A 14,882-nucleotide genomic window follows, 5' to 3' on the forward strand; every position below is an offset into this window, starting at 1 on the left:
GTGCCATGCACAGGACGTGATGGCTTTTTTGTGCAACGTTAGGGTCACGGGTTTTAGGCGGTCACACCCAGGTCACTCATCAGTTGACCAATGAAGATGGCCCGCTCCTCCTCCGTCATGGTACCAGCACGCCAGCACAGCGTCAGCACCAGGCGACCGTTTTTCTCATTCGTGAAGACCCCCGTTCCTGGAGGATCCGAAAAGCTGGGCACGTGATAGGCATTCGTCACCTGCGCCCCGCCAAAGTGAGTCAACTCAGGCGCAAAGACACCCGTATTCGAATGGTAGAAGGAGCTGAATTTACCCTTCATGTGCCAGTTGATGAAGTGCATGTGCAGGCTGGGCGGCATGGGCCTCATCATCCACATCAGATCGCGAAAGGCATCGCCGATCTTTTCCTTGATGAACCGCGTGTGCTGCTTGTGCAGAGACTGCGCCGCCGCATCCAGCGTGGTCAGATCCTCCGCCACCAGATTGCAGAAAAACATCGTCAGGTGATTTTGGAAAAGCGGGCCCCGGGTACCCTTCCGCCGCACCTGGATAGGCACACAGCACATCAGCGACTCCGGCTTCTGCCCGCGATGGGCAAACACCCGCTGGTGCGCCCGCATCGCACAGGCCAAATGAAACGGCATGTTGATCAGCGGCCCCGAAACCTCCGCACTGCGGCGCGCTGCCTCTGCACTCTGCTCCTCCGTCAAGGTGATGACCTGGAAGTGCGCCCGCCCTGCTGAGAGCTTGGCCGAGCCGAGTGCCTCAAAAGACTTACTCATCACCGTATCAAAAAAAGCTGGCATCACCTTCGCCGTCTTCCAGCGTTCCCCCCAGCCCCGCTGGTCCTTCAGATCAGTGAGGTCAAACCCAGGCACCGGCTCACTTTTCCCGCCTAACAAACGATTGATTTCCAGCAGGAAAAACTCCGCACCGATGCCGTCCATGATGAGATGGCTCCAGGAGAAAACAAAGACGCAGGAGCCATCGGCTTTTTCCACCAAGTCAAAGCGCACATTGATCCACCCATCTTCATACTGCGGCAGGGAGGTATTGATGATGTCATCCAGCTTCGTTTGCAGATCGGCAAACTTCTGCGCGCCATGCGACAGCAGCGTCCCTGTCGATTTTTCGTCGGACCATAATTGCAATTCCAGGGGCCGCGGATTCGTCGCAGGCACCCAGAGAGGCAGCGAGAAGAAGCTCGGCTTCTTGAGCTGCGCCGTCAGGATGGGAAAGGCAAAGTAATTCTGCAACCGCACCAGCAGCTCCTTCAGTGCCACCACATCGGGCGCACGATCCAGCTCGATGAAGGAGCGGGCGATGTGCCCACCCTGCCCGGCCTGGCGCAGCATTTCATCAAACGCATGCGTGAAGAAATCACAGTCACGCAGCGGCAACCGATCAAATTTTTCTTCCGGCACTGGTGGGGCCTTGGGCACGATGACCACAGGCTCGGGCGGGGGCGCGGGTGCAGGCTCCTCCGCACCGCCTTGGGTGATGGCATAACCTTGCTCCACCAACAGCGCGGCGATGGTTTGCGCCGTTTTAAAATTGGCCCGTGAGACGCTGCCCACTGGAATGGCCACGCCGTAGTGCTCCTCTAGAAGCAGCAGCAACTGCATGATGGCCATCGAGTCCAAACCGGCCTCAAAGAGGTCAGAACTGACGCCGAAACCAGGCGGTGTTTGGAGGACTTCGTCACGGACGAGATCGAGCACACGCAGCTCGAGTTGGGACAGGGTGGGGGCGTCAGGCATTACGGGGGTAAGCCTGGAACGTACAAGCACCAGCCACAGGGTCAAGGGCAGGCACACGTATCCCCACCTACTTCCCAGCCCGTACTTCGATGTGTTTCACCCCCGCAGCCCTCTCATTCACCGCAAACTGCACGGAGAGGAACCTTTCGATGAGGGTCATGTTCGTCTGCACATGATTGCTCAGCGTCAGGGTGGTGAACTCTCCACCGCCCGCCAGCGCCAGCGGCAGCAGCAACTGATCAGCCAGATGCACGCCCACCGCTGCCTCAGAGGCTAGGTAATTTTTCAGCCCCTTCGCCGCTCCTGTAGCCACAGCTTCCGCCGACTTACCCATCTGCGCGATGCCCGTGCTGATCTCGCACACATTCGCAAACCGTGCGCCCAGCAGCAGCGCATTGCCAGGGCCCGCGCTGTCATTGGCATACCGCAGTTCCAGCCTTTCCTCCGGCCAATCCAGCACCTTTGCCGCTGTCGAAATTTCCCGCTGGGCGATGTCGCCATGCAGATGCGCATGCAGCACCCGGCCAAAGTACTCCTGCAATTCCCCACGCTCCAGCAGCTTCAGTCTCTTCCACTTTTTCACCGGGGCAATCTTAGCCGTCAGCACCCCACCACCTGCTTGCATGAAACCATGGCGCTCCAGGACGACCTCAGCCTTCACCCCCATCCTTTGTAGCACTGGCAGGAAACACTCATCAATGAACTCAAACGGCGGTGCCATAGGATTGTGTGTCCCACCCTCAATCCTCAGCGTGCTCGCCCCTTCCGCATGCAGCAGGGCGGGCAGCAGCGTTTGCAGGACCAGCGTCGTACTCCCCCCGCGGCCGATGTTAAAGGCATAGTTCCCAGCACGGATTTCCCCCGGAGCAAAGACCAGCTCCACCGAGCCCAACTCCGCGCCATCCACCGCCGCGTTGCAGACCTCCGCCGCCGCCTTCACACACGTCAGGTGCTGGCGCATCAGCCCCGGCGTTGGCCGCTGGCCACGGATGTTCGTCATCCGAAACGGCTGCCCAGTCACCATGGACAGCGACAGCGCCGAACGCAGCAACTGCCCGCCGCCAGATTCACCGGAGATTTGGAGGAGGGAGGAATTGGTTTTGGTCATTGCGAAAGAAAATGGACTCAGGTAGTTTCAGGGGATGTTAGCCATACCTGCCAGCATTAATGAAAGGCGTGCCGCAGATCGCCAGCGAGTCGCTGAGTATTTAAAAAACCAGCGCCCTTTCACCGATGTGGAATGGGCAGCACAACTGCGGATTTTTGAGGCGGTGGGACGCGATACAGCTTCTTCCATGCCTTTTTGGAAACGCTGGTTTTCACGATGGAACTGAAGCCTGCCCATCTTCCGAAGGGATTTGGCCAAACCCGAGGCTCTGAGCATGAAGTTTGGCTTTCGGACGACAAACTTCGCGTGATCAAGGCAACACACGCAGGCGAGTTCGGGCGTAAATTCGGTCCAGACCGCTTTGCAACATTGGGTGAGTATTTGGAGCGCATCCGCCTCCTAAACGAGGAATTCGCTGTCGGATGGCAAATCGAAGGCATTTGCGGCGAAGGCCGTTCGCAACGCATCATCACCTCTCAGCCTGCTTACCACGGCAAACCGCCGACGCTGACGGAAATCCGCCAGTTCATGCTGGAGCGTAGTTTTAAGTTACATAAGACTCGATTCGGTGATGCTTGGTTTCGAAAAGAAGATGGGCTGCTGATTTCCGACGCTGAGCCAAAAAACGCCGCTTTAACGACGAATGGGATCATGCCTTTTGATTTTCTCATAACACGTCCCGCACTGGAGTTGTTAAAGACCGCTCTGATCCAATGAAAAATAGAGGGTTCATACTCACTCAATCATCCGCCTCTGCGGCATCCTTGATCACGAAGCGAGCCTTCAGCTTGCACACCTGCTGCGCAAGACCGGCGGACTCCACGCTGCGAAGGACCTCTTTAAAGTCCTTATAAGCGTTCGGCGCTTCATCGATCGGATACTGGCGCGAATTGAAGAGGATGTCGTTAGACTCGAAATCCGCATCCACGGCTTTCTGGTCCAGTACACGGGAGGCGTGTTTGCGCCCCATGCAGCGGCCTGCCCCGTGGTTCACGCTGTAGCAGCTCTTCACCGCCTCAGGTTTTGCCACCATCACCACCGAGCCATCGCGTGGATTTCCTGGCAGCAAGATCGGGTGACCGGTCGCAGCAAACGGCGTGTCCTTCAGCGCATAGTGGCCACCAGGAAACGCACGGGTCGCCCCCTTTCGATGCACCCAGGAGAGTTGGTTATCCACCACTTCCTGACGTGCGATATTGTGGCTGATGAAATACACCAGTTGTCCCTTGGTTCCTGGCAGCACTTCTTGGAAAGCCTCCAGCACCAGCGCATTGATGAGCATGTGGTTCACCGTGGCGAAGTTCGCCCCCAGCGCCATGTCATCCAGATACGCATTGGCCTCCGGCGTCCCCAGCGGTGCATAGACAAGCTGCTTGTCACCCGCCGGTAAATCCAGGCCCCAGGTACGGAAGAAACCTTCCAGCGACTTGAACTGACGCTGCGCCAAAATGTTCCCAAACCCGCGCGATCCGCAGTGGCTGAGAAAGGCGACACGATCATCCTGAAGGCCAAAGACCTCCGCCGTCGCACGCATCGCCGGGTCTTCATCCAGTTGCACCACCTCACACTCACCGAAGTGGTTTCCACCTCCGTAAGAGCCGAGCTGCATCATCTTGTTTTCAAAGTTCGGGAAGGCATTGAAGGCACGCATCTTGTCCAGGCGCTCATGCAGGGTGGAGACGTTTCCGTCATGCCCATAGTGCGCACTGTCTTCGCAGCGCAGCGCCCACTCTGGAGGGATTCCCAGCGCCTCACACACGGCCTGGCTCGCACCCTCGGTGCAGGCCTGCACTCCGAGCGCCGCCGAGACAAGGCGGGACTTCTTCGCCTCACGCTGACCACGCCCCGGCCCCGTGGGGGTGCGGGCCACGATGGCCTCGATGAGACGACGGCGAACCGTGCGATCCACGATCTCACTCGCTGGAATGTTCATCTGCAGAAGCGACATGGAGCACTTGATATCCACACCCACCGGGCCTGGATAAATGTGCGTGGGCGAAGCCATCACGCAGCCCACTGGCGCTCCGTAACCGGCATGCGCATCCGGGTTTAAAACCAAGTCCGTCACCCCAGGGGCCGAACGCGAGTTCAGCGCCTGTTCAATGCAGGTCTGGTCAAAGCCATTTCGGATCGCCTCCGTCCCGATCACCGTGATCGGTTTGCCCTTATTATTGCGGGCAGGAATAAAGGCTTCAGCTTCGTTGATGATTTGAAAAGGAGAGGTCATTGTTTATCTGGAGAAATTAATGATAATCGTGAAGTGCAGTAGTGAAGAAAGGCGGGCTTTGATAGCCCCTTTAGAGAATCCTCCATTGATTCATCAATTCCAAAGTCAGCGAGGAACTTCTCTTTTGATCGAAGATACTTTGGAAAATGAATTCCAAACCAGAGAAGAAATACCAGCGTTATCCCAGATGTATTTTGGCCTAACTGTTTTAAGCCCTTTGCCGAAAACAAAAAAAAGTCGTGTACTGAATTTTCATCTATCTTGAGAACACCGTCGGGATCATTATCTGCGTGCTTCAAGAAATTCCATGGCCGCTTTAAATGGGCGACGTACTGATTACGAAATTCTTCCTTGATGATTAGTGAATCAAAAAGCAGATCTTCGCCTCTTAATCTCTGGTTGAGGTCATGAATGATTTGGTGTGCGGAAGCAGCGAGGGTAAAAACAGAAACTACATCTTCTTCCAGAAACCAGAGACGAAAGGATGTATCCAATTGACGTTGTGCTGCATCCAACTTGGTTATAATTTCCGATTTCATTATTATCTAATATCTTGTTATAATAACTAATAGAGTCCTTTTTGATTGTCTTTTAATTAGAGTCTATCTGGCGCTGAAGCTGTTAGCTTACCATAATCCGTCAGCCCCAGCACCAGGGTATTCCCCGCGCTGGTTCCCACTTCCTGCAGAGTCTGCAAGTAACGGAGTTGAAGCAACTCGGGGTTGTCACGCATCAGCTTGGCAGCATTGGCCAAGGTGCGCAGAGCAGCCGTTTCAGCACGGGCTTTTTCGAGTCCGGCTTGCGCTTCTTGTCGCTGCTGGAGGGCAGACATAAAGCTGCGTTTGAGATCGGCTGGCAGCATCACATCGCGGATGTCCACGCGAGCGACTTTTAGCCCCAGGGCCTCAGCATTCACCGCCACTAGCGCAAGCAGCTTGGTGCCGTGATCCCCTTTCTGTTGAAGGAACACCTCGGCAACATCGGCAGCGACAATCTGACGAAGGGCAAGCTGGATGTCGGTATAAAGGGCGCTGCTCACATCCTGAGTCGCGCGATGCATCGCCAGAGCATCCACCACCTGAAAGGTCGCCAACGCGCTGACTTTCAGCGCCACTTGGTCTGCGGTCAGGAGCTCCTGCCCTTGTACCAGGATGGCTTGGGCACGCATGTCCACACACTTCATTTCGTGACCCGAAGTCCAGAAACGATGTTTACCAGGAGCCAGCAGTCCGACGTAACGCCCATCTTTGAAATGCAGGGCCGTTTGATGATCTTGAACGACAAAGCTACGGGAGGCCAGAGGACGGAAAATGGAAATGAAGGTGGTCATAAAAAAGAGAGTTTTATAAGAGGTTCCTCCCGGCTGGATCGGCGGACCGATGACGGGAACTGAAGGGGTCAAACGTGGCGGCTTTCGCCACGACACCCGACAGCTCGCAAAGTCATCAGGCCGTTGTGTCTGCCTGCCGTAGCAGACTTTCACCCCGACCATCCGGGAAGAGTTTTTTGAGTTGTAGTGCCTTTTCAGGGGCATTGACCTCCTCACCGATGCGCAGCGTTCATCGGCCTATCGCCTCAGGTTGCTGCATGGAGTTGGAGAACGAGGAGAAGTATTGCCAGGACCGTGCCAAGTTTTGGCACGGAGGTGCCGAATGACGCTGGAAACCTTATAGAATAAGGGAAAGAAAATTTTATCCGTCTTCAAACCTCCCAAACGTCTCAACAATAATTATCCAATAATGTATTCATTGAGATAAAATTTTATCTTTTTGGATAAGTGTTTAATATCTTCATGGGCGAATTTGATCCCGTCTTTCTTTTTCATGAAATCCACCGTTGTTTTTGGCTTCCTGGGCAGTTCTCTGGACCGTGCTCAAGGGGCGGATCGGTGGTCCAGATGGCGGCCCACCGTGGCCATGTGCCAGCAGGAGGATCTTCTCGTTTCACGTATGGAACTGCTTGTGGAACCCAAGTTCCTGGACATGGCCCAGCAGGTCATTGCCGACATCCGCCAAGTATCACCAGAAACGGCGGTGAAGGTTCACGAGGTCTCTTTTGCCGATCCCTGGGATTTTCAGCAGGTTTACGAAGGTCTCTACGACCTGATAACCAACTATGCGTTCAAGACGGACAAGGAAGACTACCTCATCCATCTCACCACCGGTACGCATGTGGCGCAGATCTGCTGGTTCCTGCTGAATGAAGCGAACTTCATCCCAGCCCGTCTTTTGCAAACTTCACCCGTTAGGCGTGAAGGACGTGACTCCACTGCCGCTGGGCGTTATGAGATCATTGATCTGGACCTCTCCAAGTATGATCGCCTGGCCACGCGATTTGCCCAAGAGCAGGAAAAGACGCTGGATTTCCTGAAGAGCGGCATTGCTACCAAGAGCAAGACCTTTAACCAGCTCATCGGCCAGATCGAACTCGTGTCCGTGAATTCCAAGGCTCCCATGCTGATCATGGGCCCCACTGGCGCGGGCAAGTCCCTGCTGGCCTCACGCATCTATGATCTACGCGCTACCCGCGCAGGCCTAACCGGAAGGTTTGTCGAAGTCAACTGTGCCACCCTGCGCGGGGATCAAGCCATGAGCACTCTGTTTGGTCATCGCCGGGGAGCCTTCACGGGTGCGCAAGCGGACCGCCCCGGTCTGCTAAAGGAGGCCGATAAAGGCCTGATCTTCTTGGATGAAATCGGCGAATTGGGCCTGGATGAACAGGCGATGCTGCTGCGTGCTCTGGAGGATAAAACCTTTCTCCCACTGGGTGCTGACAAGGCCGTCTCCAGCGATTTCCAACTCATCGCCGGCACGAATCGCGACCTGCGTGCGGAGGTGAAAGGGGGAAAATTTCGAGACGATCTTCTCGCCCGCATCAATCTGTGGACCTTCACCCTGCCCAGCCTGGCCGAGCGGCGCGAGGACATCAGCGCCAACCTGGACTTTGAGCTAGAACGTTTTGCCAAATCTCACCGCAGGCAAGTGCGCTTCAACAAAGAGGCTCGTGAAGCCTTTCTCAAATTTGCTCGCAGCCCCGAGGCCAAATGGAACGCCAACTTCCGCGACCTCAACGCCGCCGTCACCCGCATGGCCACCCTAGCCCCCAAAGGCCGCATCACCGTGGACTGTGTGGAGCAGGAGAAAGCCCGCCTGCTGAACGGGTGGCAGGAAGGCGAACCTCAGCGGCAGGACTCCGTCCTCAGCAATGAAGAGCGGTCGCAGATCGACCCCTTTGACCTCGTGCAACTGGACTATGTGCTCGGCATCTGCCGCGAGAGCAAAACCCTCTCCGATGCCGGCCGGAAACTCTTTGCCATCTCTCGCGAGAGCAAAGCCAAGACCAACGATGCGGACCGCCTCAAAAAATACCTCACCCGTTTTGGCCTGACCTGGGAGCGCGTAAAATAATTCACCAGCCAGGACTGGCGACAAATTTGCGCAACTCCTTGTTATCCACCATCTGGGTGATGCGGATCTCCCCATCATGACTGGCTGTGATGACGGCCTGCCCATCACCGCCCCCGAGGAGGGCCATGGCATTCACCCGGTCACCATGCATGACCAACCGGGCTTTGGTCTTTCGGGCCTTGGCATCAATCACGCTGACCTGCCCACTGCCGCTGGCGGTGATCGGTGTATCCTGGTTCAGGTAACTCAGGGCCAGCACTTCCGTGCGGCCTGCCGGGCGTAGTGTGCTATCCTTCTTTCCCGTGCCATCTAGCGTCCAGCGCCGGGCCTCACCATCCTGGCCACCAGAGATCACTTCCTTGCCATCCGGGGCAAAGGCCACGCTGAGCACAGGCACGCTGTGGCCGGTAAAGGTGCCTTCAATTTCTCCCGTGGCGGTCTTCATGACTTTAGCCGTGCGGTCGCGGCTGGCGGTCGCCACGTGCTGGCCGTCCGGACTGATCGCTAAGCCAAGAATCCAGTCCGCATGGGCCTCAAGGTTCCAGATTTCCTTGCCTTCGGGCAGGGCAAAGCAGCGCACCCGGTTGTCGGCCCCTGCGGTGACCAAATACTTTCCATCGGGAGACGTCACCGCATCCAGCGCACAGTCGCGCATTTGGGCCAGCCGCTTGCGCTCCGCAGGTTTGGCGTAGTTTACCAGCCACACTTCGCCACTGCGCCCAGGGGTGCCTCCGGCGACTGCAAGCCACGGGCCGCCCTGAACAAAACTGAGACCAAGCACCCGCTCCGGCATGCCTGCCAGCCGCCCGCGCATCTTACCAGTCGCCGGGTCCCAGCTCAGCACCTCATGGTAACCGCTGGTCACCAGCACCTTGCCATCACCATTCAAAGCGAGCGCCGTTACCGGGATGGGACGCGGATACTTCTCCAGTGTCTGCGCCACCTTCTGCGGTAGCAGACTTGTGAGGGAAGCCTGGGCATTGGAGCCATCATACTTCGCCCCTTCACTGATCCATTGACGGATCAATGCGATGTCTTTCTCCGGCAGGGCATCGGCCTTTTTGGGCATGCGGTCTGAATCGTCATGAACAACGAGGAGTTCATACAGCTCACTAGCCTCCGCCTTGCCTGGAACCACAGTAGCCTCTTCACTATCCCCGGTTTTGAGCAGTTGCTCAAAGGTGTCGAGCCGATAGCCACCTTTGGCCTTTTCGGCGCGGTGACATTCCAGGCATTGGCCTGCCAAAATGGGGGCGATCTGCTTCGAAAATGAAACTGGTGCAGCCAGGGCGGAACTGGAAGCGAGAAAGCTGGCGATGATGAACCTCACGAAGAAAGAACGTCTGCCACTCGACACTTTGAACAGATGAAATGTGCCGTCAGCGGTCATCCAGAGCATCCGCCACCGCAGGCTCGAGTTCACGTGAACCATCGCCGCCCAGTTTTTCATCCAGAGCCTCCAGCCGATGAATGAGGTCGGCAATGTGCTTGCGCGGATACATCCCTCCCGCAGGCTGGCAAAAGTGGGTGCGACAGCCGAAAGGACGGTGCGCATAGATGGTACAGCGCCCCTCTTTCCCCAACAGGGGACAAGCACCCTCGGGATGCGGTTTCATCACCTTGCGCCCACTGGCACGCACGCCCTGGGCCGCGTAGATCGCTTCTCCCAAAGTAAGGAACGGCGTCTTGCCGGTCAGCCGGAAATGACAGCACTGGGTGCGCATCTGGCAGTCTCGCTGCAAGGGGCGTTTTTCCAGTTCCGCATACACGGCCTTCACCTCATCCAAGGTGGCGCGGAGGGCGGGGTCAGGCTGCTTGCGTGCCACGGCGATTACTCTGGCACGATGACTTGGTCATCCGGCTGCACCTGCACATCCACGCTGGGATTGCCAGTGCCCGAGGAAAGATTATGAACAGTGGGGGCACGACCTGCACGGACGAGCTTCACTTTTCTCATGCTGCCGAAGGGCGTGGGACCGCCTGCGGTCATGATGGCCTGGGAAAGTGTCATGTTCTGTTTGTAAGGCACAGCTCCGGGTTTGTTGACCCCCGTCACCATCACTTGTCGCATCGTGGGATCGCCCACACCGTCGATGGATACCAGGACGTTAGGCCGGGTGTAGATTTCACGACTGATGTAGGTCTGCTCAATCGTTCGCTGAAGAGCGGAGGGCTTCAGCCCGAGCGCACGCACTTCACCAATGTGCAGGAGATTGATCGTCCCACCATCACTGATGGTGTACACACCTTTGATCTGCGCCACTTCGTTATCCGGGATGGCCCCGACGGAAATGGTGATGCGGTCTCCAGGCCGGAGAGGCAGTTCGCCGCTCTGGGCGGAGGCCTGGCGGAGCAGCCCCAGGCAGGCCAGAAGAAGTAAAAACGATTTGTTCATAACCAAAAGGACTGAGAATTAGAAAAGGTCTCCTCGCGGAGTGTTCGAAGATGCAGCGACCCCTGAGTTGGGCTGGCCAGTGGGGGACTGTTTTTTACGTCGTTCCGGTTTTTTGTCCGCCGGTGCCGCCATGTTGTCGGGCGAGTAATAGGTGTAGTAGCTGGTGTAATACTGGTATTGGGAATCGCTTCGGAGATCCACATTGTTCAGCACCACGCCCAGGACAGTGCCGCCTACATTTTCTACCGTCTGCTTCACCCGCAGCAGCATGTGGCGCGGCAGTTTCCGATGCTGTACCACGATGAGTGTCAGATCAGCCTCATTGGCCAGAACGGACGCATCGCTGACACCGAGGATCGGCGGTGAGTCAATCAGCACCAGGTCAAAGCGGCTCTTGGCATCGGCAATGAGTTCCGACATGCGCTGGGAATTCAGCACGCCGGCACTGTCCGCCGGCAGCATGCCGCTGGGCAGAAAGTATAGATTTTCCACCGGGGTGCGCACGACTACTTCCTCAAGCTGCACATTCGTGGTGAGGAAATTGGTGAGCCCCACCGAGTTGCTGACGTCAAACAGCGTGTGCATCCGCGGACGGCGCAGATCTGCATCGATGAGCAAGACACTGTATCCGCCCTGGGCGCAAACGAAGGCCAGGTTGCAAAGCGTGGTGGACTTGCCCTCCCCTGCCCCGCCACTGGTCACCGTGATGCAGTTGGCATCCGGGTTCCGCCGATTGAACTCAATGTTAGTCCGCAGAATGCGATAGGCCTCGGCATCGGGATTAAAGCCGCTGGCCCGGTGCAGCACCGCGACATCCTTGGGGATCACCGCCAGGACCGGCACGCCGAGGAACCGCTCCACATCATCCAGGCTTTTCACCGAGGTATCCATGTACTCGAGGAAGAAGGCCAGGCCCACCCCCAGCATCAGCCCCAGCACGCCACCCAGAGCCAGGTTCAGCGCCACATTCGGCTTGGCCGGTTTGCCCTCTGGCGTAGCGATAGCATAAATGGTGGCGGGCGATTTCACCAACTCGAGTTCCGCTTTGGTCTGAAAATAGGTGGACTTGAGCTGCAGGAGCAGGCTCTCGATATAGGCCACTTCATCGGCTGCCGTCTTGTAATCATTCTGGGCAGACTGCTGATCCAGCATGCCTTTTTTTGCATCTTCGTTGGAACTTTGCAAGGAGGCACGGCGCTTGATCGCGAAGTCCATGCGAGTCTGCAAAGCCGAAAGATGCGATTTGACGGCATCAAGGATGAGCTGTTTGGAAAGCAGAATCTGGCTGTCCACCCCCTCCACCTCCGGATGCTTCCGCCCACGCCCGGCATTGACCAGACCTTCACGGGTGACCTGCAGCTTATTGAGGTCGGCCATCATGCTGGTAACATTGGTATTCTCCAATTTCAGGCCCGATGCACGTGCCACGAGCTGATCTCCTTCGAGCTTGCTCAGCTCATCAATTTCCGCACTGAGAGACTGCACTTCCAGTTCCGCCTGCAACAGCGCTTGCTCACGAGTCACCACCATGGAGTCTTCCGTGGTCCGCAGATTGGCCCCCGGAGTGGTAGAATTGGTCCCATTGGAAAACCACTCCCCAACAATGCCGCCCTTCTTTTTTGCCTCCTGCATTTTCAGTCGGGCTTGATCCCGCGACTGTTCTTGTTCGGCGATCTGCTGGCCGAGCATGATCAGGGCCTCATTCTTCTGTTTGGACTCCACTTCCACACGACGCGTCATGTAACTTTGAGCCACCGCATTGGCGATTTCGGCAGCCACATTGGGATCCTGATCATAGAACTCGATGGTGACAAAGTCCGAACGCACACTTGACTGCGTGTCAAGATTCCCGCGCAATTTGGCCAGGGCCGACTGCCTGTTCGGAAGGGACCAGCGCTTCTGTAGGTCCAGCTTGTCCACCACCGGATAGAGTGTTTCAGGTTTGGTGATGCTCTCAAATTCGTTTTTGATCACCACATCACTAGGTGCCATGAAGTCGTCGGTGCTTCCCTTGAAAACCTGCACCTTCGTCTGCATGCGCTCGATCTTCATTTCCACCAGCCCGCGATATTTGCGTGGCATGATGTAGGTGATGATGGCAGCCGTCGCAAAAACGAGCAGAAAGGACAGGATAATGAGGCCAAAACGATTCCGAATGACCTGCCAGGAATCTAGCGCCTGCTGTTGAAGCTCGTTTCCGGTGTCATGCATAACAATGTTGATTGTCTGGAAAAGTTAGGAATCTGAAATTTCATCAGTTCGCCAGTGTCAACGCAAGGCTGATCACTGGCGAATGGGTTGAGCTGTTGGTATAAATCCAGATCTCAGAAAGAGGCCGTAACCCCTAAAGAGATGTTGTTGCGGTCAAATTCGCGCAGCGAATCGTCCGACTGCAAAATCGAATAAGAATAACGGGCATCGAGCGAAAGGTTTTCGAGCATCTGGTAGGAGATGCCGGTGGAAAGAAGCAACGAATGCTCTGTCACATCGGTCCCTGCACCGCCATCAAAAGTGCTGTAAGCGTAAGACACGCCGCCGTTGACGGCCACACGCTTGTTGATCTGGTGGCTCACGTTCAGGCCTGTGCGGAAGGCATAGCGGGTGTCAAAACCCCCGATTTCAGCGGAATCATAACCGACAGAACCGAACCAACGGGCAGTTGTCTGGCGGGCAACCAGGTAGCTGTAGGCCACTTCGGCATAGGGCGAGGTATTTTCAGCACGGTCCGATTTGAAGAACTCAGCGCCGACTCTGAACGAGCCAGTGGAACGTTCGCTCCAGGCATGATCCACACCGACGAGAGCAAAGTGAGACTGCGCATCCACGTCATCACGCTCACGGTAATCGGTGATGCGGTAACGATATTCTGCGGCCAAGCTGGTGCGCTTCGACAAAGCATAGCTGAATTGCTGCGCGATGAGGACTGACAGACGATCCTCGAGACCCGAGACCACTTCATCCTCATAAGAAATGCCGTCCACCGTCAATGAGGTGGTGGTCGAGAAGCGCTGAGACCAAGCGTAGCTGACATTGAAATTATTGAAACCGTAGAGATACTGACCATTGTATAGCGTCGTGGAGCCGCCCGTTGCAAAATTCGGTTCCGCCTCATAGGTAAGATAGAAATTATTGCTAATTTTCAGACGCTGCGAGATTTGGTGGGCAATGTTAAAAGCCACTCGAGCATTGTAAAACGTGTCATCGTAGCGCGGAATGCCATCGAGGTAATGGATGACGCCCAAATCAAGGGCCATGCTCCAGGGCGTCGTCGGGTCTGCATCAGCATAGGTCATCCCAACGCCCCCTTGCGCATAGTAGGATTCGAAATCCTGTAAAAACGGAGACGGCACCTCATAGCTCAACGAGTCATAGCCCCCACGCGCCGAAAGGCTCCAGGTTAAAGGCTGATCCTCACCAAAATCACCCGAAAAATCCCGAACGGCTGTAAGCCCTTGGGAAAAAGCCGAAGTGGCGGAGAGTGCCATCAGGGCCGCAAAAAACAAAGCGTTGGGAAAGCGCATGGTCGGGAGATGTTGAAAGGTGATGGGAACTCAACAGTTAACCGAAAATCATGGACTGCAATTGCAGGGGGAGGTAGGCACCTTACCGCACTTGCGGTGCTTGGGATCACAAGGGATGAAGCTGGTTGCAGGAGGCTGAATCAAGTAAACCCCACGGATGCTGGGAGTCGGGATGAACTCCTCTTCCACAGGGGCCACAGGCAAGGGATTCTTGGAAGGGTTTTTCGCAGAGTCTGTCGGATCAACGGAAGTCGTTGAAGTCACATTGGTGATGGCCGCACCTGGAGAAACAGAGGTCGCGCAGTCCATGATTACACCCGACATCTTGGGGGCTACGGCAATTCCCGTCTGCACGATCTGATTCACCATGGCACTGTCGGCCTGGGAAGCCACGATCGCCGCCTTGATGATTTCACAAGCACACGATTCATTGATAACGAGGGCGTCTTCAACGATCATCAGAGCCTTTGATG

General features: G+C 56.2%; 13 protein-coding genes. 2 read left to right on the plus strand and 11 right to left on the minus strand.

The genetic code is table 11. From position 1 onward, the window contains the following. Window positions 1-53: 53 nt before the first annotated feature. Entirely contained in the window at window positions 54-1,751 is a 1,698-nt protein-coding gene (locus tag ABEB25_RS18415; protein ID WP_345737900.1) for a phosphopantetheine-binding protein, read from the minus strand. A gap of 67 nt (window positions 1,752-1,818) precedes the next feature. After that, on the minus strand, window positions 1,819-2,859 hold the full coding sequence (rtcA, locus tag ABEB25_RS18420; RefSeq protein WP_345737902.1) for an RNA 3'-terminal phosphate cyclase: 1,041 nt from the start codon (window positions 2,857-2,859) through the stop codon (window positions 1,819-1,821). A 216-nt stretch (window positions 2,860-3,075) separates the two neighbouring features. On the opposite strand from rtcA, the gene ABEB25_RS18425 reads away from it, so the two are divergent. After that, window positions 3,076-3,576 (plus strand): putative polyvalent protein kinase domain-containing protein, encoded by a 501-nt coding sequence (locus tag ABEB25_RS18425; protein ID WP_345737903.1) that lies wholly within the window; start codon window positions 3,076-3,078, stop codon window positions 3,574-3,576. Window positions 3,577-3,598: 22 nt separating this feature from the next. Here the strand turns inward: ABEB25_RS18425 and ABEB25_RS18430 are convergent, their stop codons facing one another. Genes ABEB25_RS18430 through ABEB25_RS18440 form a run of 3 tightly spaced genes read right to left on the minus strand, consistent with a single transcriptional unit; the run spans window position 3,599 to window position 6,416 of the window. Further along, on the minus strand, window positions 3,599-5,086 hold the full coding sequence (locus ABEB25_RS18430; RefSeq protein ID WP_345737904.1) for an RtcB family protein: 1,488 nt from the start codon (window positions 5,084-5,086) through the stop codon (window positions 3,599-3,601). Next, on the minus strand, window positions 5,083-5,625 hold the full coding sequence (locus ABEB25_RS18435; protein ID WP_345737905.1) for a hypothetical protein: 543 nt from the start codon (window positions 5,623-5,625) through the stop codon (window positions 5,083-5,085). Before ABEB25_RS18435 ends, ABEB25_RS18430 begins: the two co-directional genes overlap by 4 nt. A gap of 56 nt (window positions 5,626-5,681) precedes the next feature. Next, entirely contained in the window at window positions 5,682-6,416 is a 735-nt protein-coding gene (locus ABEB25_RS18440; protein ID WP_345737906.1) for a slipin family protein, read from the minus strand. A gap of 493 nt (window positions 6,417-6,909) precedes the next feature. Between ABEB25_RS18440 and rtcR the strand changes: the two genes are divergently transcribed. Continuing rightward, window positions 6,910-8,493 (plus strand): RNA repair transcriptional activator RtcR, encoded by a 1,584-nt coding sequence (rtcR, locus tag ABEB25_RS18445; RefSeq protein WP_345737907.1) that lies wholly within the window; start codon window positions 6,910-6,912, stop codon window positions 8,491-8,493. A gap of 1 nt (window position 8,494) precedes the next feature. Here rtcR and ABEB25_RS18450 read toward each other — a convergent pair whose 3' ends face one another. From ABEB25_RS18450 to ABEB25_RS18475, 6 genes are all read right to left on the minus strand, one after another. Then, complete coding sequence (locus ABEB25_RS18450) at window positions 8,495-9,823, minus strand: c-type cytochrome domain-containing protein (RefSeq protein WP_345737908.1); 1,329 nt, start codon at window positions 9,821-9,823, stop codon at window positions 8,495-8,497. A 49-nt stretch (window positions 9,824-9,872) separates the two neighbouring features. Further along, window positions 9,873-10,319: a YkgJ family cysteine cluster protein gene (locus tag ABEB25_RS18455; protein WP_345737909.1), complete on the minus strand. Its 447-nt coding sequence runs from the start codon at window positions 10,317-10,319 to the stop codon at window positions 9,873-9,875. A gap of 5 nt (window positions 10,320-10,324) precedes the next feature. Next, entirely contained in the window at window positions 10,325-10,888 is a 564-nt protein-coding gene (locus ABEB25_RS18460) for a polysaccharide biosynthesis/export family protein (protein ID WP_345737910.1), read from the minus strand. Window positions 10,889-10,906: 18 nt separating this feature from the next. Next, complete coding sequence (locus ABEB25_RS18465; protein ID WP_345737911.1) at window positions 10,907-13,099, minus strand: exopolysaccharide transport family protein; 2,193 nt, start codon at window positions 13,097-13,099, stop codon at window positions 10,907-10,909. Between the two features lie 113 nt (window positions 13,100-13,212). Continuing rightward, window positions 13,213-14,409, minus strand: a complete 1,197-nt coding sequence (locus ABEB25_RS18470; protein WP_345737912.1) for a DUF481 domain-containing protein — start codon at window positions 14,407-14,409, stop codon at window positions 13,213-13,215. Window positions 14,410-14,457: 48 nt separating this feature from the next. Further along, complete coding sequence (locus ABEB25_RS18475; protein WP_345737913.1) at window positions 14,458-14,868, minus strand: hypothetical protein; 411 nt, start codon at window positions 14,866-14,868, stop codon at window positions 14,458-14,460. Between the last annotated feature and the right edge of the window lie 14 nt (window positions 14,869-14,882).

The organism is Prosthecobacter algae (genome assembly GCF_039542385.1).
GTDB classification, from domain to species: Bacteria; Verrucomicrobiota; Verrucomicrobiia; order Verrucomicrobiales; family Verrucomicrobiaceae; genus Prosthecobacter; species Prosthecobacter algae.